Here is a 24,081-nt window from a genome sequence, read left to right on the forward strand (position 1 = left end):
CCTCAAGTGGCCTTCGCCGTAACCGACCTGACGGCCTGTCCGACGTGTTGAACTTTAGCCCAGCCCCGCTCCGAAAAGCGAATCCGGCCCCACTCGCCGAAATACCGGCACAGCAAAACAACGCCCCCTGCGACAGAGCGCAAAAAGCTGATTGTCTTACTGAGAAAAGGTGTTTCGGGAGAGTGGCCGCCCCGGGACCGTCCGCGCCGATGCGTGTCCGGTGCTCCCTGCCGAGCGACTAGGGAACACTACGCCCTCACCCTTCCCGCTGCAACTCGGCCACCCGGACGACCCGGGTGCACCGCGAGCGGCTCAGCTTCACGTACTCGCCGTTCGGCTGGTCGTTGCTCTCCACCCAGGCCTGCGCGCCCAGGCTGTCGCGGCCTCCGGCCAGCTGGCGGCGGACCAGGCGGTCCGCGCGCAGCGCGTCGTCCGTCTCCAGGTACCAGAGCTCGCGGAGCTGGGCCCTGGCCTGGGACCAGCCGGGTGCGTCGGCGGCGAGGTAGTTGCCCTCGGTCACGATCAGCCGGGTGCTCGGCGGCACGACGTGGCGGGCCGCCACCGGCTCGTCGAGTTCGCGGTCGAAGTCGGGGACGTAGACGTCGTGGAAGCGGTCGGCGGCGAGCCGGGCGAGCAGTGCGGCGTAGCCGAGGACGTCGAAGCTCGGCGGGGAGCCCTTGCGGGCGCGCAGACCGAGACGGTCGAGCTGCGCGTTGGAGAGGTGGAAGCCGTCCATCGGCACGTAGGCCGCGGTGCCCGCGCCGGCCGCCCGCTCCACCTCCCGCACCAGGTAGCGCGCGAGGGAGGACTTGCCCGCTCCGGGCGGCCCGGTGAGACCCAGCATCATCCGGCCGCCGGGCCGTGCCGTACGCAGGGTCTCCAGAAGCTCGGCCGCCAGGGCGGCCGGCTGCTGCTCGGCCAGGTCATCCGGGTGCGCAGTCATCCGGGCACCCTACTCACTGCGCCTTCTCCTTACGCCAGGGCCGGGACGTCGAGGGTGAGCGTGCCGGCGTCCGCGTCCAGGACGGCGGGCACGCCGAGCGGGACGGTGAGGGTGGACGGGCCGTGGCCGAAGCCCAGCTCCCAGAGCACCGGCACGCCGAGCGGTCCGAGGCGGGCGAGCATCACGTCGCGGATCCGGTCCGGCGGTCCGCAGCCCTCCCAGGATCCCAGCGCCACGCCGTTCACCCCGTCGAGGGCGCCGGAGCGCAGCAGCTGCGTCAGGATCCGGTCGAGCCGGTACGGGTGCTCGTTGACGTCCTCCAGCAGCAGGATCGTGCCCGCGAACGACGGGCGTGCGCCGGGCGTCCCGCGCTCCACAGCCAGCAGCGAGGCGCAGCCGCCCGCCGTGATACCGCGGGCCCGGCCGGGGATCAGCGGGCCCGCGTCCGGACCGGTCAGCGTCAGGACGGCGGCCGGGTCGAAGAGCGTCTGCCGCAGGTGCTCGGCGGTGGGTCCGTCTCCGACGAAGGAGGAGGCGGCGCCCATCGGGCCGTACAGCGTGACCAGGCCCAGGCGCTGGGCGATCGTCTCCTGCAGCACGGTCGCGTCGCTGAAGCCGATCAGCACCTTGGGCGGTGCGGCCCGCAGGGCGTCCCAGTCGAGCAGGTCGACCACCTGCTGGCTGCCGTAACCTCCACGGGCATAGAGCACGGCGGCGATGCCGGGGTCCAGCCAGGCGTCCCGGAAGTCGGCGGCCCGGTCCGCGTCGGTGCCCGCGAAGTGGCCCAGCGTCGGGTGGGTGTCGAGGACGTGGGCGCCGACCACGGGTTCCAGGCCCCAGGAGCGCAGGATGGCGCAGCCCGCTTCGAGCCGTCCGGGGTCGATCGGGCCGCTCGGGGCGACCAGTGCCACCCGGTCTCCCGGGACGAGCCGGCGGGGTCGGGTGAGCCCGCCGTCGGCGGGTCGCGGTGAGGTGGACAGGGGGGTGGGCGGCGCCGCCATGGCCGTCGTCCTTCCTGGGAGTTCCTGGAGTTCAGGCTCGGGTCGTGCGACCGAGCGTATGCGGTGGTGGTGAAGCTCCGCCGACCGCCCTGGCGCAGCGCGCCGGGCCCGGAAGTCGGGTGGGACAGCACCGCCGGATCTGCTACTTCCGTTCTACCCAAGAGGAGTTGGCGGTAAGAGCCGACTCCGGGAGCGGTTGCCCTGGGGGCACCCGGAGCGGCGGCCCAGCTCTCGACCATGGACGTTCACCCTCCAGTACGGCAGGATCGGGCGGACTGTATCCCGGAGGACCCGCACCGATGACCTCGCCGTTCATACCGATGGACACGCCGAACCCGCCGCCGACCGATTCGGCCGCACCGGACGCCACCGGTCTTCCGCACGTCTGCGTGCCCGATGACGCGACGCCTGCCGCTACCCCGCAGACCCCCGCGCCGGCCGTGGATCCGGGGGCGGTGACCACCGCGCGGCTGCGGGCCGGGCTGGCGGCCAGGCTGCGTTCGGCCTATGAACAGGGCGCCCGGCTGGACGACTTGGCCGCCGCCTGCCATCAACCTGTCGCCGAGGTACGCGAGTTGCTTCAGCTGGCCGGAGTCGACCCGGACCGGCCGGGCATGCCGTCCGGCGCCGGCGACGACGGCCTGGTCCCGGCCCAACGGGACCGTGCTGCAGAGCCGTTGGGCTTCGGGGAGTTCACCGACGGTACGGACGGCAGCGGCGGACGTCCACGCCCGCGGGTGCGGCGGCCGGCCCCGTCGCGGCGGTCGGCGCGCGGCGGCCGGGGTGCCGCGGACGAAACGGGCGGCGCAGGCGACGCGGACGTACCGGAGACCGGCCCGGCGGTGGAGTCGGACGGAACGGACGGCGTGCACGCCCCGGACGCCCGGCCCGACGCGCCGGTGGCCGCCGAGATGCCCGAGCCCGAAGCGCCGACCGCGCCGGCCCGGATGGGGATCATGATCGGCAGCGCCCAGCGCGCGCCCGAGCCGCCGGTCCGGGCGGGCGACCAGCGTCGGCGGCGGGTCGCCGCCCAGGTGGTCAAGGTCGGCTCGGGCACCACGCTCGCCGTCCTGCCGTCCTGGCGCAGCTCCATCGCGGTGTCGGTGCCGACCGAGTTGCTGCTGGAGGCCACCGGGCTGACCCGGCAGGAGCTGCCGGAGGCCGAGTTGACCGTCCTGATCAACATGGATGCCCTGCACGACCGGGAGTTGCGGATGCGCGACTGGCAGGTCGGCCCGGGGTCGGACGGTGGCCGGCGGTCGCGCGACTGACCCGCGGGCCACCCGGCGGCGCGGGCGGGTTCAACCGCGCCGCGGCGGGTTGGGCAGGTAGCCCAGGTCGACCGGCGCGATTCCCGGACGGCCGTCGGCCCAGGCCGCCCGCACCTCGGTCAGCAGCTGCGGCAGCGTCGGCGGCCAGAGCGGATCGGCCGCGCTGTCGCCGAGTTCCTGCGGCGTCCACCAGCGCCAGCCGAGGATCCGGTCGAGCCGGTGGGCCTCGCTGACGTCGCCGAGCGGTCCGCGGTGCGGCCCCCTGGTGAGGTAGATGTGCTCGGACTGCCGGACCGGCGTGCCGTGCCAGGTGAAGTCGTGCTCCCAGGTGCAGAGCAGCGTGTCGATCGGGATGTCCGTCCAGCCCGTCTCCTCGCGCAGCTCGCGCCGTGCGGCGGCGAGCGGGCTCTCGCCGCGGTCCAGTCCGCCGCCCGGCGGCATCCAGTGCACGCCGACCTCGACGTTGTCCGAGCGGACGAGGAACACCGCGCCGTCCGGGTCAACCACCACGGTTCGCGCTGCCTGCCGGGGAGTTCGCATCGGAGCATTCTGGCAGCGCCGGGCGGCGGTGTCGATCAAACGCGTCGCACTCGGAAAGCAGCCGTCCAGGGGCCTTGGCGCCGCTACCCTGGCGCGCATGCCTGTGCCGACCATCCTGCTGCCGCACGACCCGCTCTCCGAACGGCGCACCGACCCGCACTACTCCGCCGAGGTCCGGCTGCTGCGCGGCCTGGGCGGTGAGACGGCGCTGGTGGACCACGACGCGCTGCTCGCGGGGCGCGCGGCGCACGCCGTCCGCCTGGTGCCGGTCGGCCTCGGGCCCGTCTGGTACCGCGGCTGGATGCTGCCGGTGGACGCCTACGCGGCCTTCGGCCGAGCGCTCGCCGACCGCGGCTGCCAGCTGCTCACCACGCCGGCCGGCTACGCGGCGGCCCATGAACTCCCCGGCTGGTACCGGACGTTCGAAGGTGCGACGCCGGCCAGTGTCTGGCTGCCGGCCGGCTCCGGTCCGGCCTGGCTCGCCTCGCTGGCGCAGGCGGCCGGTCAACTCGGCGGCAGCGGACCGGCGATCGTCAAGGACTTCGTCAAGTCCCGCAAGCACGAGTGGGAGGAGGCCTGCTTCATCCCCGAACTCGCCGATCTGCCCGCCGTCGCGCGGGTGGTGCGGCGGTTCGTCGAACTGCAGGGCGAGTTCCTGGCGGGCGGCGTGGTGCTGCGCCGGTTCCACACCTTCGCCGGCACCGCCGGCCCGGAGGACGCCGGGGTGAGGGTCGCCGAGGCCAGGGTGTGGTGGATGGACGGCGAACCGGTGCTGACCGGTCCGCACCCCGACACGCCGGGCGTGCTGCCGGAGCCGGACCTGTCGGTGGTGCGCCCGCTGGTCCGGGCGCTCGGCTGCCGGTTCGTCACCACCGACCTGGCGCTGCGCGCGGACGGCGGCGGGTGGATGGTGGTCGAGGTCGGCGACGGCCAGGTCAGCGATCTCCCGCGCGGAACCGAGGTCTCGGCCCTCTTCGCCTCGCTGATCGCGGCCTGACCGCCGCCTGTCCTCAGAGCGCGACCCGCGCGGGCTCGGCGGTCGGGTGCTCGTCGCCGACGAACGCCTCCCAGAGCCGGGCGTACGTCCCGTCGGCCGCGAGCAGCTCGGTGTGTGTGCCGTCCTCGACCACCGCGCCCTGGTCCAGCACGATCACCCGGTCGGCGCGCTCGGCGGTGGTCAGGCGGTGCGCGATCACCAGGGTGGTCCGCCCGCCCGGGCGGTCGGGGCGACCGTCGCTCAGCCGGGCGGCCGCCTGGTTGACCGCCGCCTCGGTGGCCAGGTCCAGCGCGGCGGTCGCCTCGTCGAGCAGCAGGATGTCCGGGTCCACCAGCTCGGCGCGGGCCAGCGCGATCAGCTGCCGCTGCCCGGCGGAGAGGTTGCGGCCGCGGCCGGAGACCTCGTGCTGGTAGCCGTCGGTCAGTCCGGTGATCATCTCGTGCGCGCCGACCGCCCGGGCGGCGGTCTCCACCTCGGCGTCGGTGGCCTCGGGGCGGCCGTAGGCGATGGCGTCCCGCACGGTGCCCGCGAACAGGTACGCCTCCTGCGGGACCACACCCAACCGGTGCCGGTAGTCGGCGAGTTCGTACCGGGAGACGTCCGTGCCGTCGATCCGGACGGTGCCGCCGGTCGCGTCGTAGAACCGCGCGACCAGCTTGACCAGCGTCGACTTTCCGGCGCCGGTCTCGCCGACCAGGGCGACCGTCTGCCCGGCCGGGATCCGCAGGTCGATGCCGCTGAGGACCTCCGGCTTGCCCTCGCCGCCGCCGTTGTAGGCGAAGCTGACGCCGTCGAAGTGGATCTCACCGCGCAGCCGCCGCACGGGCACCGGGTCCGCGGCGGCCGGGGTGCTGGTCGGCGAGCGGAGCAGCTCGCGGATCCGGCCGAGGCCGACCGCGGCCTGCTGGTAGCCGTCGAAGATCTGCGAGAGCTGGTTGACCGGGGCGAAGAAGAGGTCGATGTAGAGCAGGTAGGCCACCAGCGCGCCGACCGTCAGCGTGCCGGAGTCCACCCGCGAGGCGCCGGCGATCAGCACGAGCGCCGCGGCCACGTTGGAGAGGAACTGCACGAACGGGAAGTAGAGCGCTATGTACCACTGCGCGCGGACCCGGGCGTCGCGGTAGGCCAGACCGCGCTCGACGAAGCGCGCGGTGTTGTCCTCCTCGCGCCGGAACGCCTGCACGATGCGCATCCCGGCGACGTTCTCCTGGAGGTCCGCGTTGACCGTGCCGATCAGTTCGCGCGAGATCCGGTACTGCTTCGAGGACTTCTTACGGAACACCAGGGTGGCGACGACCAGCACCGGCAGCACCGCGAAGACGATCAGCGCCAGGCCCGCGTCGATGATCAGCAGTGCGCCGAAGATGCCGAAGAAGGTCAGCAGACTGACCACCGCGGTCACCACACCGGTCTGCAGAAACGACGACAGCGCATCGACGTCGGTGGTCATCCGGGTCATGATCCGGCCGGAGAGCTCGCGCTCGTAGTAGTCCAGGCCGAGCCGGTTCAGCTGCGCGAAGATCTTCAGCCGCAGCGTGTAGAGGACGCGTTCGCCGGTCCGGCCGCTGACCTGGTTCTCGGCGCCCTGCACCAGCCAGTCCAGCAGGACGACCACCAGTGCGGCCAGCGAGGCGGCGACCACGCCGCCCAGCGCGGCCTTGGAGACGCCGTCGTCGATGCCGTGCCGGATCAGGATCGGCACCACCAGGCCCGCCGCGGCGTCCAGCGCCAGCAGCAGGAAGGCGAGTGAGAGGGCGGCCCGGAACGGCTTGAGCAGGCGGCCCAGCGTGAAGCCGGGGTCGGCGGCGGTGGCCGAGGCGATCTCGATCGCGGGCGTGTCGGTGGCCGGGGGCAGCGCCGCGACCTTGGCCAGCAGCTCCGGGTCGTTGGGGCGGCCCATCATCGTGCGGGGTCCGGCGAAGCCGGAGTGCGGTCCTGCGGCGGCCTCGGCGGCCGGCTCGGCCACGGGATCGGCCTCGGCGTCGGCGCGGCCGGTGCCGGCCTCGGGGTCCGTGATCAGCGCCCGGTACTGCGGACATCGGCGCTCGAGCTCCTCGTGGGTGCCGGTGTCGACCAGGCGGCCCTGTTCGAGGACGGCGATCCGGTCGGCCAGCAGGAGCGTCGAGCGGCGGTGGGCGATCAGCAGCGTGGTGCGGCCGGCCATCACGGTGCGCAGCGCCTCGTGGATCTCGGCCTCGATCCGCGGGTCGACGGCCGAGGTCGAGTCGTCCAGCAGCAGGACCCGCGGGTCGGCGAGGATCGCGCGGGCCAGCGCGATCCGCTGGCGCTGGCCGCCGGAGAGGGTCAGGCCCTGCTCGCCGACGGTGGTCGCGTAGCCGTCCGGCAGTTCGCGGATGAAGCCGTCCGCCTGCGCGGCGCGGGCGGCGGCGGTGATCTCCTCCTCGGTCGCGTCGGGGCGGCCGTAGGAGATGTTGGCGAGGACGGTGTCGGAGAAGAGGAAGCTGTCCTCGGGTACGACGCCGACCACGGCGCGCACCGAGTCGACGGTGACGTCGCGCAGGTCCTGGCCGTACAGCCGGACCGCGCCCGCGGTCGGGTCGTAGAAGCGCGGGATCAGCTGGGCGACGGTGGACTTGCCGGAGCCCGAGGCGCCGACCAGGGCGAGGGTCTCGCCCTCGGCGATCCGCAGGCTGAGCCCGTGCAGGACGGGACGGCTGCCGTCCGGTCCGTACCGGAAGTCGACCCGGTCGAACTCCAGGGCGGCGACGCCCTCGGCGGTCTCCAGCGCGCGGGCGCCGGGCTTCTCCTGGACCAGCGGGCGCTCGTCGATCAACTCGAGCACTCGCTCCACGCCGGCGCGGGCCTGCTGGCCGACGGTCAGCAGCATGGTGAGCATCCGGACCGGGCCGGTCATCTGCGCGACGTAGGTGGAGAAGGCCACGAAGGTGCCGAGGGTGACCTCGCCGTTGACGGCCAGCCAGCCGCCCAGGGCCAGCACCGCGACCTGGCCGAGCGCCGGGATCGCCTGCATCGCCGGGGTGTAGCGGCTGTTCAGCCGGATCGCGCGCAACCGGGCGCCGTAGAGGTTGCGCGAGGCGGACTCCAGTTTGCCGAGCTCCTGGTCCTCCTGCCCGAAGCCCTTGACCACCCGGACGCCGCCGACCGCGGCCTCCACCACGCCCGCCACCGCCGCGGCCTCCTGCTGGGCGGCCCAGGTCGCGGGGAACAGGCGCTTGCGGCTGAGCACCGCGAACCACCACAGCGCCGGGCCCATCACCAGGGCGATCAGGGTCAGCGCGGGCGAGAGCCAGAGCATCACCAGGACCGACATCACGAAGAGCAGCAGGTTGCCGGTCATCATCGGCAGCATCGAGAGCAGGCCGTTGATCAGCTGGAGGTCGGAGGTGGCCCGGCCGACCACCTGGCCGATGTCCAGCCGGTCCTGCCGGTCGCCGTCCAGCCGGGTCAGCGAGCGGAAGAGGTCGCGGCGCATGTCGTGCTGGACGTCGAGCGCGAGCTGGCCGCCGTAGTAGCGGCGGACCAGGGTGCAGCCGAAGACCACCACGGCGGCGACCACCATGGCGATCGCCCAGGGGGCGAGCGAGCGGGTGTGCGTGGTGATGACGTCGTCGATGATCAGCTTGGTGATCAGCGGGACGATCGCGGTGACCGCCATGCCGGCCAGCGAGGCGCCGAAGGACAGCAGCACGTTGCGGCGGTAGTGCCAGCAGTAGCCGACCAGGCGCCGCAGCCAGCCCGCGCCGGCGGTAGTGCTGTCGGGGTCGGCGGCGAGGTCCGGATGGGCGGACCGCCGGTCGGACGCCTCGCGGGCGGGCGATATCTCCCTGGTGGAGACGTGAGTCTCAGGCATATTTAGGGATACTAACCATTTCGTGAGGCGGCCGTCCACGTACGTGCACGGACCGAGCGATGCCACTGCCGGTCTGCCCTGCTGAAACGGCCGGCGCCCGGATTTCCTTCCCTCCCAGACTGCGGCACCGACCGGCCGGGGCGCACCGGTCGCAGGGTCCAGGGGCGACCGTCGGACGACCTAGGACTCGCCATCCAACGTTGCCGCGGCTGCGGATCGGGCCGCCGCCGCGAAGGCGCCCTGGGCCAGGCTGTGCAGCAGGGCGGCCATCTCCACGCGGGGCAGCGCGGCCCGGTCGGCGGGGGCGTCCGGGTGGCCGGGGCGCACCCCGGCACTGTGCGGCGTGGAGTTCAGCAGGCCGAAGACGGCGTGTACGGACGCCCGGGCGACCGGTTCGGACGACGGGCCGGCCAGCTCCGGGAAGGCCTCGCGGACCACGTCGACCCAGAGCTCGACGTAGCCGCGCTGCATCCGTCGCACGCGTCGGCGGTCCTCCTCCTTGAGGTGGAGCAGCTCGCGGTCGTGCAGCGTGATGAGGTCGGGGTCGTCGAGCGCGAAGTCGACATGTCCACTGATCAACGCATCCAGCGCCGCCACCGGTCCGATCGTCGCACCGGCCCGTCGGCGCCCCTCCTCCAGCAGCCGCTCACTGATGCCGACCAGCAGGTCGGCGAGCATCGCGTCCTTGCCGGCGAAGTGCCGGTAGAGGCCGGGGCCGCTGATCCCGACCGCCTTGCCGATCTCGTCGACGCCCACGCCGAGGAAGCCGCGCGCGGCGAAGAGGCGGGCGGCCTCCCGGCGGATCTGGTCACGGCGCGGGGTCGCGGGGGCGGCGGGGACATTCGACATGAGGCCCATCGTAGACAGCGCGGTTATCCGTGGTTAACCTGGCGGCAGGAGTTAACCACCATTAACTTGGCGACGACGGTCCACCAGACCTCCCCGCTCGCCGGGTTTCCGGGAGCAAGGGAGCTCTTGGGATGGCCCTGTCGACACCCGGCTTCGCCTCTCACCCGCTGGAGGCCGGCCATGCCGGGTCGTCCGGCGCGCAGGCGGCGACCGTGAGCGGTACGACGAGCACCAGCAGCGCGGCCTCGGCCGCGCCCGCGCCCCGGCTGCGGTCCGCCGCCGACCCCGGCTCGGCCGCCTACCGAACGAACACCGAGGCGCACCAGGCGCTCGTCGCCGAGCTGCGCGACAAGCTGGCCGCCGCCGCGCTCGGCGGCGGGGCCAAGGCCCGCGACCGGCACACCGCTCGCGGCAAGTTGCTGCCCCGCGACCGCGTGGACACCCTGCTCGACCCGGGCTCGCCGTTCCTGGAGATCAGCGCGCTGGCCGCCGACGGCCTGTACGACGGCGCCGCGCCGGCGGCCGGCGTGATCGCCGGGATCGGCCGGGTGGCCGGGCGCGAGGTGATGGTGGTCGCCAACGACGCCACGGTCAAGGGCGGAACCTATTACCCGATGACCGTGAAGAAGCACCTGCGGGCGCAGGAGGTGGCGCTGGAGAACCGACTCCCCTGCATCTACCTGGTGGACTCCGGCGGCGCCTTCCTGCCCATGCAGGACGAGGTCTTCCCCGACCGCGACCACTTCGGGCGGATCTTCTACAACCAGGCCCGGCTCTCCGCGGCGGGCATCCCGCAGATCGCGGCCGTGCTCGGGTCCTGCACCGCGGGTGGCGCCTACGTCCCGGCGATGAGCGACCAGGCCGTGATCGTCCGCAACCAGGGCACCATCTTCCTCGGGGGCCCGCCGCTGGTGAAGGCCGCCACCGGTGAGATCGTCACCGCCGAGGAGCTCGGCGGCGGCGAACTGCACTCCCGCACCTCGGGGGTGACGGACCACCTGGCCGAGAACGACGAGCACGCGCTCTCCATCGTGCGCACCATCGTGGACGGACTCGGCCCGCGCGCGGCCCGACCCTGGCCGCTCACCGCGGTCGAGGCCCCCGCCGTCGACCCCGCCGGACTGTACGGCGCCGTGCCCGTCGACCCGCGGACGCCCTACGACGTCCGCGAGGTGATCGCCCGCCTGGTGGACGGCAGCCGGTTCGCCGAGTTCAAGGCCGAGTACGGCGCCACGCTGGTGACCGGCTTCGCCAAGATCCACGGGCACCCGGTCGGGATCGTCGCCAACAACGGCGTCCTCTTCGCGGAATCCGCGCTCAAGGGCGCCCACTTCATCGAGCTCTGCGACCAGCGCGGCATCCCGCTGGTCTTCCTGCAGAACATCACCGGCTTCATGGTCGGCCGCCAGTACGAGGCGGGCGGCATCGCCAAGCACGGCGCCAAGATGGTCACCGCGGTCGCCTGCACCCGGGTGCCGAAGCTGACCGTGGTGATCGGCGGCTCGTACGGCGCCGGCAACTACTCGATGTGCGGCCGGGCCTACTCGCCGCGCTTCCTGTGGATGTGGCCGGGCGCGAAGATCTCGGTGATGGGCGGGGAGCAGGCCTCCTCGGTCCTCGCCACCGTGCGCCGCGACCAGTTCGAAGCGCGCGGCGAGGAGTGGCCCGCCGAGGCGGAGGAGGAGTTCCGGCGGCCCGTCCGCGAGCAGTACGAGCGGCAGGGCAACGCGTACTACGCCACCGCCCGGCTCTGGGACGACGGCGTCATCGACCCGATGGACACCCGGACGGTGCTCGGCCTCGCCCTGACCGCCTGCTCCAACGCCCCGCTGGCCGCGCCCGCACCGTACGGCGTGTTCCGGATGTGACGACCTCCGGTCGCCCGTCCCCCCGTCTTCGCACCGCTCTCCCTCGCTCCGGAGGAACACCTCCCATGTTCGACACCGTTCTGGTCGCCAATCGCGGCGAGATCGCCGTCCGGGTCATCCGCACCCTGCGACGGCTCAGCGTCCGGTCGGTCGCCGTCTACAGCGACGCCGACTCCGACGCCCGGCACGTCCGCGAGGCGGACGTCGCCGTCCGGCTGGGGCCGGCCGACCGCAGCGACAGCAGCGCCGCCGAGACCTACCTGCGCGGCGATCAGATCATCGCCGCAGCACTGCGCACCGGCGCGCAGGCCGTCCACCCCGGCTACGGCTTCCTCGCCGAGAACCCGGGGTTCGCCCGCGCCTGTGCCGAGGCCGGACTGGTCTTCATCGGCCCGCCCGCCGAGGCGGTGGAGCTGATGGGCGACAAGATCAACGCCAAGGAGGCCGTCCGCGCGGTCGGCGTCCCGGTGGTGCCGGGCAGCCGCGGCGGTGCGGCGAGCGACGAGGAACTCGCCCTGGCCGCCACGGAGATCGGCTACCCGGTGCTGATCAAGCCGTCGGCCGGCGGCGGTGGCAAGGGCATGCGGCTGGTCCACGATCCGGCCGAGCTGCCCGCCGAGCTCGCCGCCGCCCGCCGGCTCGCCCGGACCGCGTTCGGTGACGACACCCTGCTGTTGGAGCGCTGGGTCGACCGCCCCCGGCACATCGAGGTACAGGTGCTGGCGGACGTCCACGGGACCACCGTGCACCTCGGTGAGCGGGAGTGCAGCCTCCAGCGCCGGCATCAGAAGCTCATCGAAGAGGCACCCTCCGTCCTGCTCGACCCGCAGACGCGGGCCGCGATGGGGGCCGCCGCCGTCCGTGCGGCAGAGGCCTGTGGCTACACCGGCGCCGGCACGGTGGAGTTCATCGTGCCCGGCGGTACCGACCCCGCACCGGGCGAGGTCCGCGACTTCTTCTTCATGGAGATGAACACCCGCCTTCAGGTGGAGCACCCGGTCACCGAACTGGCCGTCGCGATCGGGTCTGCGGCCGGGCCTGGTGCACCGGGCCCGGGCCGGCTCGACCTGGTCGAGTGGCAGCTGCGGGTGGCCGCGGGTGAGTCGTTGTCGTTCGCCCAGTCGGACGTCTCCTTTCTCGGTCACGCCATCGAGGCCCGGCTCTGCGCGGAGGACCCCGCGCGCGACTTCCTGCCGACCGGTGGCCGGATCCTGCTGCTCGACGAGCCGCGCGGCGAGGGAATCCGGGTCGACTCCGGTCTCACCGCGGGCACCTCGATCACCAGCGCCTACGACCCGATGCTGGCCAAGGTCATCGCGTACGGCCCCGACCGCGAGACCGCACTGCTCCGGCTGCGCGCCGCTCTCGCGGACACCCGGATCCTCGGGCTGACCACCAACGCCGGCTTCCTGCGCAGGCTGCTCGCCCACCCCGAGGTGGTCGCCGGCCGGCTGGACACCGGACTGGTCGAACGGGCCGCCCAGCAGAACCCCGAGTTGCTGGCCGACCACCACGACCGGGCCGCGTCGACACCGGTCGACGGCGCTCCGGACACCGTCTACTTCGCCGCGGCACTCGCGCGGCACCTGAGGCTCGCCCCCGCCGCCGCCCCCGACGGCTGGACCGACCCCTTCGCACTCCCCTCCGCTTGGCGACTGGCCGGCGAACCGGCCTGGACCACGCACCGACTCAGGGTCGCCGGGCACGACCCGGTGTCGGTCCGCGTACGACCTGTCAGTGCCGACACCGTAGTCGAGAGCACTGACAATTCCTCAGAAACCTTCTCCGACCTGCAGGTTCGCCTCGATGACGGGCCGATCCGCCGGGCCCGCGCCGTCCTCGGCGCCACGGATCTCTCGCTCACCATCGACGGCTTGCGGATCACCCTGGCACACGCCACTGACAACGCCCCCTCGCCGACCTCCGCCGGTCCGGTGATCTGGCTCGGCCTCGACGGCGACAACTGGGCGGTGCACCCCTACGACCCGGTGGCCGACCGCGCCACCTCCGCCGACGCCCACCACGGCGCCCTCACCGCGCCGATGCCCGGCACCGTCACCGTGGTCAAGGCCGCGGTCGGCGACCAGGTCCGGCGCGGCCAGGCGCTGCTGGTCCTGGAGGCCATGAAGATGGAACACGTGATCGCCGCGCCGCACGACGGCACGGTCAGCGAACTGCCGGTGACCGCCGGGGCTACCGTCGCCATGGAGCAGCTGCTCGTCGTCGTCCTGCCGGACGAGGACGTCGCAGCGACGGATGAGGAGGCGGTGGCGTCGTGACGACCCCTCAGGAGCCCGGGGTGCTGGACCTCGGCCTGCCGAGCGTGCTGGCCGACCCCGCCCTGCCCGCCCGGGTGCGCATCCACGAGGTGGGCGCGCGCGACGGGCTGCAGAACGAGAGTTCACTGGTCCCGGTCGAGGTGAAGGCCGAGTTCATCACCCGGCTGGCCGAGGCCGGACTGCGCACCGTGGAGGCGACCAGCTTCGTCCACCCGAAGTGGGTGCCCCAGCTGGCCGACGCCGAACAGCTGCTGCCCAGGCTGAGCGGCCTGCGGGAGCGGTACGAGGGCCTGCGACTGCCCGTCCTGGTCCCCAACGAGCGCGGCCTGGACCGGGCGCTCGCCCACGGCGCGACCGAGATCGCGGTCTTCGCCAGCGCCACCGAGACCTTCGCGCAGCGCAACCTCAACCGCTCGGTGGACGAGGTGCTGGAGATGTTCCGCCCGGTGGTGGAGCGGGCCACCGGCGCGGGCGTGCCGGTCCGCGGCTACCTCTCGATGTGCTTCGGCGACCCCTGGGAGGGCCCGGTCGCGCTCGAGCAGGTGGTGACCGCCGGACTGCGGCTGATCGAGCTGGGCTGCACCGAACTCAGCCTCGGCGACACGATCGGCGTGGCCACGCCGGGCCAGGTGGCCGCGCTGCTCGACGGGTTCGACCGGGCCGGCGTACCGGTCGGGCAGCTCGCCGTGCACTTCCACGACACCTACGGGCAGGCGCTGGCCAACACGCTCGCCGCGCTGCGCTGCGGGGTCACCGTGGTCGACTCCTCGGCCGGCGGACTCGGCGGCTGCCCGTACGCGAAGAGCGCCACCGGCAACCTCGCCACCGAGGACCTGGTGTGGATGCTGCACGGGCTCGGCATCGAGACCGGCGTGGACCTGCGCCGGCTCGCCGCCACCAGTGCCTGGATGGCCCGGCAGCTGGGCCGCCCGAGCCCGTCGCGCGCCGTCCAGGCCCTGACCGGACCGTAGTTCGTGGCCGTCCCCTCACCGGTCGGCTGAACACATGAACTGAACGACTCGCGCACCCGGCCGTCGGCCTGATCCCAATCAGTCGCCGACGGCCCGGTCCGGCATACCCGGACCCCTCCCACGGCGGCCCGCGCCGCCCGCCCTCCCCCTGACACCACCTGGCCGAACCCCCTGGAGGATCACCGTGATCGACCACCGCCTGGATGCCGAGTACGAGGAACTGCGCCGCACCGTCGCCGAGTTCGCCAACGACGTGGTCGCCCCGACGATCGGCGACTACTACGAGCGCGAGGAGTTCCCGTACGAGATCGTCAAGGAGATGGGACGGATGGGCCTCTTCGGCCTGCCGTTCCCCGAGGAGTACGGCGGCATGGGCGGCGACTACTTCGCGCTCTGCATCGCGCTGGAGGAACTCGCCCGGGTCGACTCCTCGGTGGCCATCACCCTGGAGGCGGGCGTCTCGCTGGGCGCCATGCCGATCTTCCGGTACGGCACCGAGGAGCAGAAGCGGGAGTGGCTGCCGCGACTGGCGGCGGGCGAGATCCTCGGCGCCTTCGGCCTGACCGAACCCGAGGGCGGCTCGGACGCCGGCGCCACCCGCACCACCGCGCGGTTCGACGCGGTCACCCGGGAGTGGGTGATCAACGGGACGAAGTGCTTCATCACCAACTCCGGCACCGACGTCACCGGTCTGGTCACCGTCACCGCGCTGACCGAACCGCTCGCTCGTTCGAGTGAAGAGGGGGCTGAGCCCTCGTCAAAGCGGGAGATCTCCTCCATCATCGTGCCTGTCGGCACCCCCGGGTTCCAGGTGTCGAAGAAGTACTCCAAGGTCGGGTGGAACGCCTCCGACACCCGCGAACTGTCCTTCACCGACTGCCGAGTTCCCGAAGCCAACCTCCTCGGCCAGCAGGGCCGGGGGTACGCCCAGTTCCTGCGGATCCTCGACGAGGGCCGCATCGCCATCGCAGCGCTGTCCACGGGTCTGGCCCAGGGCTGCGTCGACCAGTCACTCAGCTACGCCGCGACCAGGCGCGCGTTCGGGCGCCCGATCGGGGCCAACCAGGTCATCCAGTTCAAGATCGCCGACATGGAGACGCGTGCCCACATGGCACGCCTCGCCTGGCGGGACGCGGCCTCCCGGCTGCTGCTCGCCGAGCCCTTCAAGAAGGAGGCGGCCATCGCGAAGCTCTACTCCTCCGAGGCGGCCGTCGACAACGCCCGCGAAGCCACCCAGATCCACGGCGGATACGGCTTCATGAACGAGTACCCGGTCGCGCGCATGTGGCGCGACTCCAAGATCCTGGAGATCGGCGAGGGCACCTCCGAGGTCCAGCGGATGCTCATCGCCCGCGAGTTGGGCATGTAGCCCTGAGCTGAGAGGGCATCAGGTGACGGGTGGCCGCCTGGCGGCGGCCACCGGTCACTGGACGGTGCCAGTGGTCAGGGGATCACGATCACCGGGCGGTTGGCGCGTCGGGCCAGCCTGCCGGAGACCGAGCCGAAGAGCTTGCCGAGCAGCCCGTGCGTGGTGCCCACCACGATCGCGTCGGCTGCGTACTCCTTGCCGACCTCCTCGATCTCGTGGCAGATGTCGCCGCCGCGCTCGACCAGGATCCACGGGACGCCGGCGAGGAAGTCGGCGCAGGCCAGCTCCAGGCCGAGCACCTCGGTGCGGTGGTCCGGCAGATCGACGAAGACGGGCGGCTCGCAGCCCGCCCAGACGGTCGCCGGAAGGCGGTTGGCCACATGGACGATGACCAGGCCGCAGTTGGAGCGGCGGGCCATCCCGACCGCGTAGGCGAGGGCCCGCTCGCTGGAGAGCGACCCGTCGAAGCCGACCACCACGCCGTGCTGGAAGACCGGGTCACAGGCCCGTACGGTCTCGGGCTGGAGGTCCGGCGTCCGGCCCGCCCGTGCGGCGGCCTGGGCGGGCTGCCGGGACTTCATCCCGGCGCCGCCGACCGCGCCGGCCGCGTCCGCGCCCTCCGGACCGCCGGTCGGCGCGCTCACCTGGCCCTCGCGGCGCTGGCGCGGCTTCGGCCAGCCTCGGCGCAGCGACCCGGCACCCCGGCGGGCAGGCCGGGGTGAGAAGGGTGAGAGCAACAGGAGTGGCAGCTTCGACTGTCGAGTCCGGGAGTCCGCCGGCTCCGCAGGGGAGCGTTCCGCCGCCTCGTGGGAAGGAGGCGGGCCGACGGATCGGGGAGGCTCAAAACCGGCCATGAATCGAGACTCTTCGAGTGAGATGGGCCGACAGGGAGGACAGCGGGGACAGCTCTGCCCTGGTGGCAGGCCATGTCATTGGCACGTAGTCGGTGGAGGCCGATCAGCACCGTCGGTGACCTGTTCCTTTCAGCGTACGACGACCGGAGGTGGCCGCCCAGCCATTGAGGCCCGGTACGGCAACGATCCCGCGAATGGCCGCGGCGTGAGCTTTTCAGCGCGCGCCCCTTCGTACCGGACCACGCCCCCGGCTCTCAAGGTTCCCTGGAGCTTGCCCGACGGAGGCTTTCGATGCAACAGGCCGACCACAGACGGTGTGCGGGCGATCGAGGTCCGTGAGCGGGCTCGATCTTCGGCCAGACGGGGCCAGCTGAGCGCCGATCCTCGGGACGCGCTTCCTCCGGGGTCCCGGCGCTGGCAGCATGCACGCCATGCCGTTGCTGCTGCTCGATCTCGACAACACCCTGATCCCCCGCGATGCCGCCTTCCAGGCCTGGGCCCAGGGGTTCCTGAGCGAATACGGACTCCCGCCGGCCGACCTCGGCTGGCTGACGACGCTCGACGGCGGCGGATACGTCCCGCGCAGCACGGTGCTGGGTGCCGCGCGGCGCAGATACGGCCTGGACCACCCCATGGAGTTCCTCCTCGCCCACTACCGACGTGGGATCAACTCCCACATCAGCTGCCCGAGTTCCCACATCGAGGCACTGCGCACCGCGCGCACCGCCGGCTGGACCCTGGCCATCGTCAGCAACGGGGGTACCGACCCGCAGCTGGAGAAGATCCGGCGCACCGGGCTGGGCGCGCTGGTCGACGCGTGGGTGGTATCCGAGGAGGCCGGCTGCGCCAAGCCGGATCCGTTGATCTTCGAGATCGCCGCCCGGCGGTGCGGGATCGCCCTGTCGGCCGACTGGACGGCGCAGACCTGGGTGGTCGGCGACCACGCTCCCGCGGACATCGCCGGCGCCGAGGCGACCGGGCTGCGGAGCGTCTGGCTGCACCACGGCCGCCCCTGGGCCGAGCTGGGCTACCGGCCGACCCTGAGCGCGGGCAACCTCCCGGAGGCGGTGGCGATGGTTCTGGCCGCGAGCGGGGACGAGGGCCGTCCGGCGGTGCACGCGCGGCGGCGTGTCGACACCGCACCGGAGCAGGAGCGCGAGGCGGTCCGGCCGTCGGGCGGGTGGACCTGCGCGGAGGCGTCCGACGTGGAGAGCTCCGACGCGGGACGCTCGGCCGAAAAGAGCGTCGTCCCGGTGGGCTGACCGGATCCGGTCCGACATCCCGTCAGCCACGGCCGAACCGATGCCGGATCACCCGTTCGCGAGCCCACCGCCGCCGCGCACTGCGCGCCCTGAAGCATCGTCATCACCCACCTTCTCCCCACCGAGGGCGCTAAAGTCGGAGCGGCGAGGCGTGCGCGAACACCGTGCGCCCCTTCTCCGCAACACCGATTTTCAGTCAATTTCAGGTCGATCAGCAGCGATTGGGCATTCCCGCAGTCCAGAACGTCGGACGAGGGCAACCGTCCTCGGCACCCGAGCAACTGCGGTACGGCAACCAGCCACCGATCCGGTTGCCCCCTTCCCAGGGGGGTCGACGGGTGCCACGCTTCGTGATCGAATGCATCACGCCAAATTGCCATGTCGACATAGCGTCGGATGGTGAACTTGTCACAACGGCAACGTCCACCCAGTAGATTCGATCTTGTGAGCAGTGCCGCATCACCACACCACACCACCGAGGGGGCTTGGGCGCCTTGAACAGGGTGAGCAGGAGCGAGACAGGTCCTGACGGCGGCCACTCCCCGGCCGGTCGCACGGGCCATGTCCCGAGAAGTACTGCCCCGCTCGCTCCGCAGGCGCTTCCCGTCCGGCCCCAGCTCGCGGCCGCCACCGGGTACGGAACGGGACCGGGCGTCGGACCTGCGTCCGGCGGCACCGGGCGGACGCTCCATCAGGAGTCCCCGGCCCCGGGCCAGCAGGGGCAGGCGACCGGGGCGAGCGGATCCGGCGGAGGCGTCGGAACCCTCACGGGCACGGGCGCCGCCACCGGCACCGCCACGCTGACCGGCAACGCTCCCCGCAAGCTCTCCGGACGCCGCCGTCGGGAGACCGTCGCGGTGCTGATCTTCAGCGGAGCGCCCATCTTCGAGAGCTCGATCCCGCTCTCGGTCTTCGGCGTGGACCGCCAGGACGCCGGCGTCCCGCGCTACCGGCTGCTGGTCTGCGCCGGCGAGGACGGCCCGCTCACCACCACCGGCGGCATGACCCTCACCGCACCGTTCGGCCTGGAGGCGCTCGCCCGGGCCGGCACCATCGTCGTCCCGGCCTGGCGGTCGATCTCGCAGCCGCCGCCGGTCGAGGCGATCGCCGCGCTGCGCAAGGCGCACCACGAGGGTGCGCGGATCATCGGCCTCTGCACCGGCGCGTTCGTGCTGGCGGCGGCCGGCCTGCTGGACGGACGGCCCGCCACCACCCACTGGATGTACGCACCCACGCTCGCCAAGCGGTACCCGCGGGTGCACGTCGACCCGCGCGAACTCTTCGTCGACGACGGCGACGTCCTCACCTCGGCGGGCACGGCGGCGGGCATCGACCTCTGCCTGCACGTGGTGCGCAGCGACCACGGCGCCGAGGCCGCCAACGCCCTCGCCCGCCGACTGGTGGTGCCCAACCGCCGCAGCGGCGGAGGACAGGCCCAGTACATCGATCAGTCTTTACCAGAAGAGATCGGGAACGACCCGCTGGCCGAGGTCGTCACCTGGGCGCTGGAGAACCTGAACCAGCAGTTCGACGTGGAGGTGCTGGCCGCCCGCGCCTACATGAGCCGGCGCACCTTCGACCGGCGGTTCCGCACGCTCACCGGCAGTGCCCCGCTGCAGTGGCTGATCACCCAGCGGGTGCTTCAGGCTCAGCGGTTGCTGGAGACCTCGGAGCTGTCCGTCGACGACGTGGCACGGCGCTGCGGCTTCCGTTCCCCGGTGGCGCTGCGCGGGCACTTCCGGCGGCAGCTGGGCGTCTCACCGGCGGCCTACCGGACGACCTACCGGGCGCGTCGCCCCGGTCCGCTCCCGGGTTCCGGGGTGCCGGCCCAGGGCGCTTCGGCGGACCGTCCGCTCGGCGCGCCCGCGGGCTCGGCCGTCCCGCCGTTCACGGGAGCGGCCGCCGGCGCGACGGGTCCGGGCGGCACGGCGGGCGGGTCGGGCGCTGCGTCCGGCGCTGCGACCTCCGGCTACCCGGCGCAGTCCGGCTCAGCCGCGCAGGGACAGGGCCAGGGACACAGCCAGGCACAGGGCCGGCCCGCCCCGGCACAGCCGGCGCTGCCCAGTCCGGCCAAGAACCGCATCCGCCCGCTCGTCCCGCCGCAGCCCGGCCCGGCCACCCGCCGGGGTCCGGCGCGGCCGGTGGAGCACGCGGTCGCGGAGGACGGCCACTCGCAGCCGAGCGCACGGGGCAAGGGCTCGGGACACCGGGCCGACCGTCCCTCTCCCGAGTCCGCGAGCGGCCTGGGGCGGCCCGGTTCGCCCGACGGGCGCCTCGGCCCCGGTGCCGGTGTGCCGCCCCGGCAGCCCCTGGGCCGGCAGCCTGCGGTGCAGCCCGCAGTGCAGCCGGGTGCCTCGGCGGCGCCGCGGCAGTCCGATCCGGGTCAGGGACCGGGAACGGGACCGGCCCGGGCCGCGCGGCCGGCTGCCTCCGAGCAGCAGGTGGCAGCGGCAGGCGAGCAGTCGTCAGTCGACGCGGCGTCAGGCGGCCGGGTGCCGGAGGAGGACCGCTCGTCCGCTCACCCGAACGCACCGCGCGAGGCGCCCGACGGCCTCCCGCTGCCCGCATCGCGGGATCGCGCCGTAGGGTGACCTGTGTGAATGACCGTTTGGTGTGGATCGACTGTGAAATGACCGGCCTGGACCTCGATCGGGATGCCCTGATCGAGGTCGCCGCCCTGGTCACCGACTCCGAGCTCAACATCCTCGGCGAGGGTGTGGACATCGTGATCCGCCCGCCGGACGAGGCCCTGGCGACCATGCCGGAGGTGGTGCGCACCATGCACACCTCCTCCGGCCTGCTCACCGAGCTCGCCGATGGGGTCACGCTGGCCGAGGCCGAGAAGCTGGTGCTCGATTACATCCGGGAGTACGCCCCGGAGCCCGGCAAGACCCCGCTCTGCGGCAACTCCGTCGCCACCGACCGGGGATTCCTCTCCCGGGACATGCCGGCACTGGAGGGGCACCTGCACTACCGGATCGTGGACGTCTCCTCGATCAAGGAGCTGGCCCGCCGCTGGTACCCGCGGGCCTACTACAACAGCCCGCAGAAGGGCGGCAGCCACCGGGCGTTGGCGGACATCCGGGAGAGCATCGCCGAACTGCGCTACTACCGCGAGGCAGTGTTCGTCCCGGCTCCCGGGCCGGACACCGAGACCGCGCGGGCCATCGCCGCCAAGCACCAGCTCCCGTCGGCCTGAGCTGGGGCGTGGCCGCCGTCCCGGACGTGACGACGGCCACGCCGCCCGCGGCCGAAACCCTGGCGCGAGCACTCTGCCGGATCCTGTAGAGTTCTTCCTGTCGGAGCGGGAACGCCCCGGACAGATGGTGGGTATAGCTCAGTTGGTAGAGCACCTGGTTGTGGTCCAGGTGGCCGCGGGTTCGAGTCCCGTTACTCACCCCATCGCTTGAGGGTCTGATCTCCATGGAGATCAGACCCTCAAGTCGTTTCCGGCTCCGCTCACGCAAACTTCTGCGGGACCCCCCTGCCCAGCGAAGCTACTCGTAAGTAACATGTCCCTCATGACCACACCCACGATCGGCCAGCTGCTGGACTCCACCGTCCCGATGGCCCGCACCCTCAAGCTCGCCTACCTCGAGACGACCGCCGAGCGCGCCGTGCTGCAGCTCCCCGACCAGCCGGAGTACCACAACCACGTGGGCGGACCGCACGCCGGTGCGATGTTCACCCTCGCCGAGTCGGCCAGCGGCTGCATCGTGCTGGCGGCCTTCGGCGACCAGCTCTCCCGGGCCGTGCCGCTCGCCGTCAGCGCGGAGATCGCCTACAAGAAGCTCGCGAAGGGCGTCGTCACCGCGACCGCGGTCCTCGGCCGCCCGGTGGCCGACATCGTCGCCGAGCTGGACGCGGGACAGCGCCCGGAGTTCCCGGTCACCGTGGAGATCACCCGTGAGGACGGCGCGGTCACCGGGATCATGACCGTGCTCTGGACGCTGCGCCCCAACTCCTAGGCCCCATGGGCCGCTGGGGCCCCAGCGGCCTCCGGGACGGTCGATTCGGCCGAAATCCGACCGTCCCGGGGTGCCGTCGAGCCCTGCGGGGAGGCGGCCGGCGTGACCTCGCGGGGTCCCGGCTCGTTCTCCCCTCACGTGCGAGCCAATCAGCCGTCGGAACCGCAAGCCGCCGCCCCGGGTCCGACCCCGGCCCCTTCGACAGCCGGTCGGCTGCCCCGCCCCCGGTCCCGAACTCTGGCTGCCGGCGGGGCGGTTCTGGCTCACGTCTGGGGGCTGGGACTGGGCGTGAGCACTGCCTGCGCGGCGAGCGGGCCACCGGTCGAGTCCGTCCGGGCCGTGGACGCCACCGGCCCGGTCGGCCGACCGGCTGCCGACCGACCGGGTGAGCCGTCGCTGCTGTCCGGGTCCGGCCTGGCCGGCGACGCGGCCGGGTCCACCGGCGCGGTGGACCAGCTGCTGCGCAACCAGATCCGCGGCGGCGGCCTCCCACTGCCCGGACAGGCCACCGCCGTCCCGGACGCCTTCGCCATCGCCGCCGTCCTGCTGCCCGCCGTACCCGCGCAGGCGTCGGGGCACAGCAGCGGATCGGGGGCGTCGCGCTCGTCCTCCGGAAGCGCGGGCGGCGGGCGGGCCGGATCGGTGGCCGGTGCGGGCACGATCGGCATTCCGGCTGCCCGGGCGGGAAGCGGTCTGTCCGCGGGGGACGCCTGGAGCGCGGACGGCGACGCGAAGGGCGGGTGGGGAGCCGATCCGGGCGGACGGCCGGACGGGACCGCGGCCCGGACCGTCAGCGCGGCCGACGAGGCGTCGGCCGCCGTCCTCGCGGCCCGGACCGCCGATCTCGCGGCCTCCCGCGACAGCGGACGCGCCGCCGTCGGGGCGCCTCGCGGCGCTGCCGCCGGCGAGTTCGGCGGCCTGACCGGCGCCGGGGCCGCCGACGGTGACCAGTTCGCGGCCGCCGCGACCGGCAACGGCCGGACCGTCGCGGCCCGGTACGCCGCAGCTGCCGACCCGCTCAGCGCGACGGGCTCGGAGAACGCGGTGCTCATCCCGATCGCCGCGGGCCTGCTGCTGACCGGCGCCGCGATGTACAAGCACCGCGGCCTGCCGCGGGGGCACTGACACCCCCGCCGGGCACCGCCTAGCTTCGGAAGGCGCCCGGCGGCGGGGTCGGTGAGGGCGCGGAAGCGGCGTCCGTGGCCACGGCGGCGCCGCCGGTGAAGTCGGCCAGCGACCTGCCGTGCTCGACCCGGCCGAGTGCGGAGTCGGAGGCGGTCCTACGGGTCAACTCAGCGATGGGCAGCGAGGTCTGACCGGCCACCAGGATCAGGTTGCCGAAGCGCTTGCCGCGCAGCACGGCCGGGTCCGCGATCAGCGCCACCTCCGGGAAGACCGCCAGCAGGGTGGCCGCCTGGGAGCGGGCGAAGGGCAGGGCGCCGCCGTCCGTGATGTTGACGGCGTAGAGCCCGCCGGGGGCCAACGCGCGGGCCGCGAGGGCGGCGAACTCCAGGGTGGCGCAGTGCGCGGGGACGCGGGCACCGGAGAAGACGTCTGCGATGACCAGTTCGGCCGCGGCCTCGGGGGCGCGTTCCAGGACGGCGCGGGCGTCGGCGCCGCGGACCTTGATCTGCCAACCCTGCTGAAGGGGGAGTTCGGTGCGGACCCACTCGGTCAGCGCGGCATCCAACTCGGCCACCTGCTGGCGGGAGCGCGGGCGGGTGGCTGCGACGTAGCGGGCGAGCGTGAGGGCGCCGCCGCCGAGGTGGAGGGCGCGGATCGGCTTGCCCGGCGGTCCGGCGAGATCCGCGACATGGCCCAGGCGGCGCTGGTACTCGAAGCTCAGGCGGGTGGGTTCGGCCAGGTCCACATGGGACTGCGGGGCACCGTCGAGCAGCAGGGACCAGGCCTGCGGGCGGTCGCGGTCGGGGACGAGCTCCGCGAGGCCGGTGTCGGTGCGGCGCGAGCGGATGCCGCCGGCGTCGGTGCTGCCGCCCTCGGTGCTGCTGTCGGAGGTGGCGCGTCGGTCTCGTCCCATGGGGCGAAGTATCTCCCGACCAGTGCGGAAACGCGCAGG

At 73.2% G+C, this 24,081-nt stretch carries 17 protein-coding genes, 1 tRNA gene and 1 pseudogene; 12 read left to right on the forward strand and 7 right to left on the reverse strand.

The features are described from left to right. Positions 1-256 precede the first annotated feature (256 nt). Positions 257-943, reverse strand: coding sequence for a nucleoside/nucleotide kinase family protein (locus P3T37_RS35695; protein WP_280728130.1), 687 nt, complete (start codon positions 941-943; stop codon positions 257-259). A gap of 29 nt (positions 944-972) precedes the next feature. After that, positions 973-1,944: an LD-carboxypeptidase gene (locus P3T37_RS35700; protein WP_280728131.1), complete on the reverse strand. Its 972-nt coding sequence runs from the start codon at positions 1,942-1,944 to the stop codon at positions 973-975. Positions 1,945-2,243: 299 nt separating this feature from the next. Between P3T37_RS35700 and P3T37_RS35705 the strand changes: the two genes are divergently transcribed. Beyond that, positions 2,244-3,215: a hypothetical protein gene (locus tag P3T37_RS35705; RefSeq protein WP_280728132.1), complete on the forward strand. Its 972-nt coding sequence runs from the start codon at positions 2,244-2,246 to the stop codon at positions 3,213-3,215. Positions 3,216-3,245: 30 nt separating this feature from the next. Here the strand turns inward: P3T37_RS35705 and P3T37_RS35710 are convergent, their stop codons facing one another. Beyond that, the gene (locus P3T37_RS35710; protein WP_280728133.1) at positions 3,246-3,755 is read right to left on the reverse strand and encodes an NUDIX domain-containing protein; all 510 of its coding nucleotides are present in this window, start codon (positions 3,753-3,755) and stop codon (positions 3,246-3,248) included. A gap of 97 nt (positions 3,756-3,852) precedes the next feature. Here P3T37_RS35710 and P3T37_RS35715 point away from each other — a divergent pair, with 97 nt between their 5' ends. Continuing rightward, positions 3,853-4,752, forward strand: coding sequence for an ATP-grasp domain-containing protein (locus tag P3T37_RS35715; RefSeq protein WP_280728134.1), 900 nt, complete (start codon positions 3,853-3,855; stop codon positions 4,750-4,752). 13 nt (positions 4,753-4,765) lie between these two features. Here P3T37_RS35715 and P3T37_RS35720 read toward each other — a convergent pair whose 3' ends face one another. Together P3T37_RS35720 and P3T37_RS35725 are read right to left on the reverse strand one after the other, a co-directional pair. Further along, positions 4,766-8,584: an ABC transporter ATP-binding protein gene (locus P3T37_RS35720; RefSeq protein WP_280728135.1), complete on the reverse strand. Its 3,819-nt coding sequence runs from the start codon at positions 8,582-8,584 to the stop codon at positions 4,766-4,768. 180 nt (positions 8,585-8,764) lie between these two features. Beyond that, positions 8,765-9,433 (reverse strand): TetR/AcrR family transcriptional regulator, encoded by a 669-nt coding sequence (locus P3T37_RS35725; protein ID WP_280728136.1) that lies wholly within the window; start codon positions 9,431-9,433, stop codon positions 8,765-8,767. A 131-nt stretch (positions 9,434-9,564) separates the two neighbouring features. Here P3T37_RS35725 and P3T37_RS35730 point away from each other — a divergent pair, with 131 nt between their 5' ends. From P3T37_RS35730 to P3T37_RS35745, 4 genes are all read left to right on the forward strand, one after another. Next, positions 9,565-11,301 (forward strand): carboxyl transferase domain-containing protein, encoded by a 1,737-nt coding sequence (locus P3T37_RS35730; RefSeq protein ID WP_280728137.1) that lies wholly within the window; start codon positions 9,565-9,567, stop codon positions 11,299-11,301. 65 nt (positions 11,302-11,366) lie between these two features. Next, positions 11,367-13,580 (forward strand): biotin carboxylase N-terminal domain-containing protein, encoded by a 2,214-nt coding sequence (locus P3T37_RS35735; RefSeq protein WP_280728138.1) that lies wholly within the window; start codon positions 11,367-11,369, stop codon positions 13,578-13,580. A gap of 23 nt (positions 13,581-13,603) precedes the next feature. Next, entirely contained in the window at positions 13,604-14,551 is a 948-nt protein-coding gene (locus P3T37_RS35740; RefSeq protein ID WP_280728154.1) for a hydroxymethylglutaryl-CoA lyase, read from the forward strand. Positions 14,552-14,738: 187 nt separating this feature from the next. Next, the gene (locus tag P3T37_RS35745; RefSeq protein ID WP_280728155.1) at positions 14,739-15,920 is read left to right on the forward strand and encodes an acyl-CoA dehydrogenase family protein; all 1,182 of its coding nucleotides are present in this window, start codon (positions 14,739-14,741) and stop codon (positions 15,918-15,920) included. A 74-nt stretch (positions 15,921-15,994) separates the two neighbouring features. On the opposite strand, the gene P3T37_RS35750 is transcribed toward P3T37_RS35745, so the two are convergent. Next, positions 15,995-16,501 (reverse strand): universal stress protein, encoded by a 507-nt coding sequence (locus P3T37_RS35750; RefSeq protein WP_280728156.1) that lies wholly within the window; start codon positions 16,499-16,501, stop codon positions 15,995-15,997. A gap of 704 nt (positions 16,502-17,205) precedes the next feature. On the opposite strand from P3T37_RS35750, the gene P3T37_RS35755 reads away from it, so the two are divergent. The 6 genes and pseudogenes from P3T37_RS35755 (at position 17,206) to P3T37_RS35780 (ending at position 23,129) form a co-directional block, all read left to right on the forward strand. Beyond that, positions 17,206-18,036, forward strand: a complete 831-nt coding sequence (locus P3T37_RS35755) for an HAD family hydrolase (protein ID WP_280728139.1) — start codon at positions 17,206-17,208, stop codon at positions 18,034-18,036. An 800-nt stretch (positions 18,037-18,836) separates the two neighbouring features. Then, positions 18,837-19,835: pseudogene (locus P3T37_RS35760) on the forward strand (helix-turn-helix domain-containing protein); the annotation flags it as partial. Positions 19,836-20,632: 797 nt separating this feature from the next. Next, positions 20,633-21,235: an oligoribonuclease gene (gene orn, locus P3T37_RS35765; protein ID WP_280728140.1), complete on the forward strand. Its 603-nt coding sequence runs from the start codon at positions 20,633-20,635 to the stop codon at positions 21,233-21,235. Between the two features lie 127 nt (positions 21,236-21,362). Beyond that, positions 21,363-21,438: transfer RNA gene (locus tag P3T37_RS35770), tRNA-His, on the forward strand. Between the two features lie 110 nt (positions 21,439-21,548). Further along, complete coding sequence (locus P3T37_RS35775) at positions 21,549-22,004, forward strand: DUF4442 domain-containing protein (protein WP_280728141.1); 456 nt, start codon at positions 21,549-21,551, stop codon at positions 22,002-22,004. Positions 22,005-22,292: 288 nt separating this feature from the next. Then, positions 22,293-23,129 carry a hypothetical protein gene (locus tag P3T37_RS35780; RefSeq protein ID WP_280728142.1) on the forward strand — a complete coding sequence of 279 codons (837 nt, stop codon included), beginning with the start codon at positions 22,293-22,295 and terminating at the stop codon, positions 23,127-23,129. A gap of 19 nt (positions 23,130-23,148) precedes the next feature. Here the strand turns inward: P3T37_RS35780 and P3T37_RS35785 are convergent, their stop codons facing one another. Beyond that, on the reverse strand, positions 23,149-24,042 hold the full coding sequence (locus tag P3T37_RS35785) for a fused MFS/spermidine synthase (RefSeq protein ID WP_280728143.1): 894 nt from the start codon (positions 24,040-24,042) through the stop codon (positions 23,149-23,151). Positions 24,043-24,081 lie beyond the last annotated feature (39 nt).

Origin of the sequence: Kitasatospora sp. MAA4, assembly GCF_029893355.1 — a bacterium.
Classification (GTDB): domain Bacteria; phylum Actinomycetota; class Actinomycetes; order Streptomycetales; family Streptomycetaceae; genus Kitasatospora.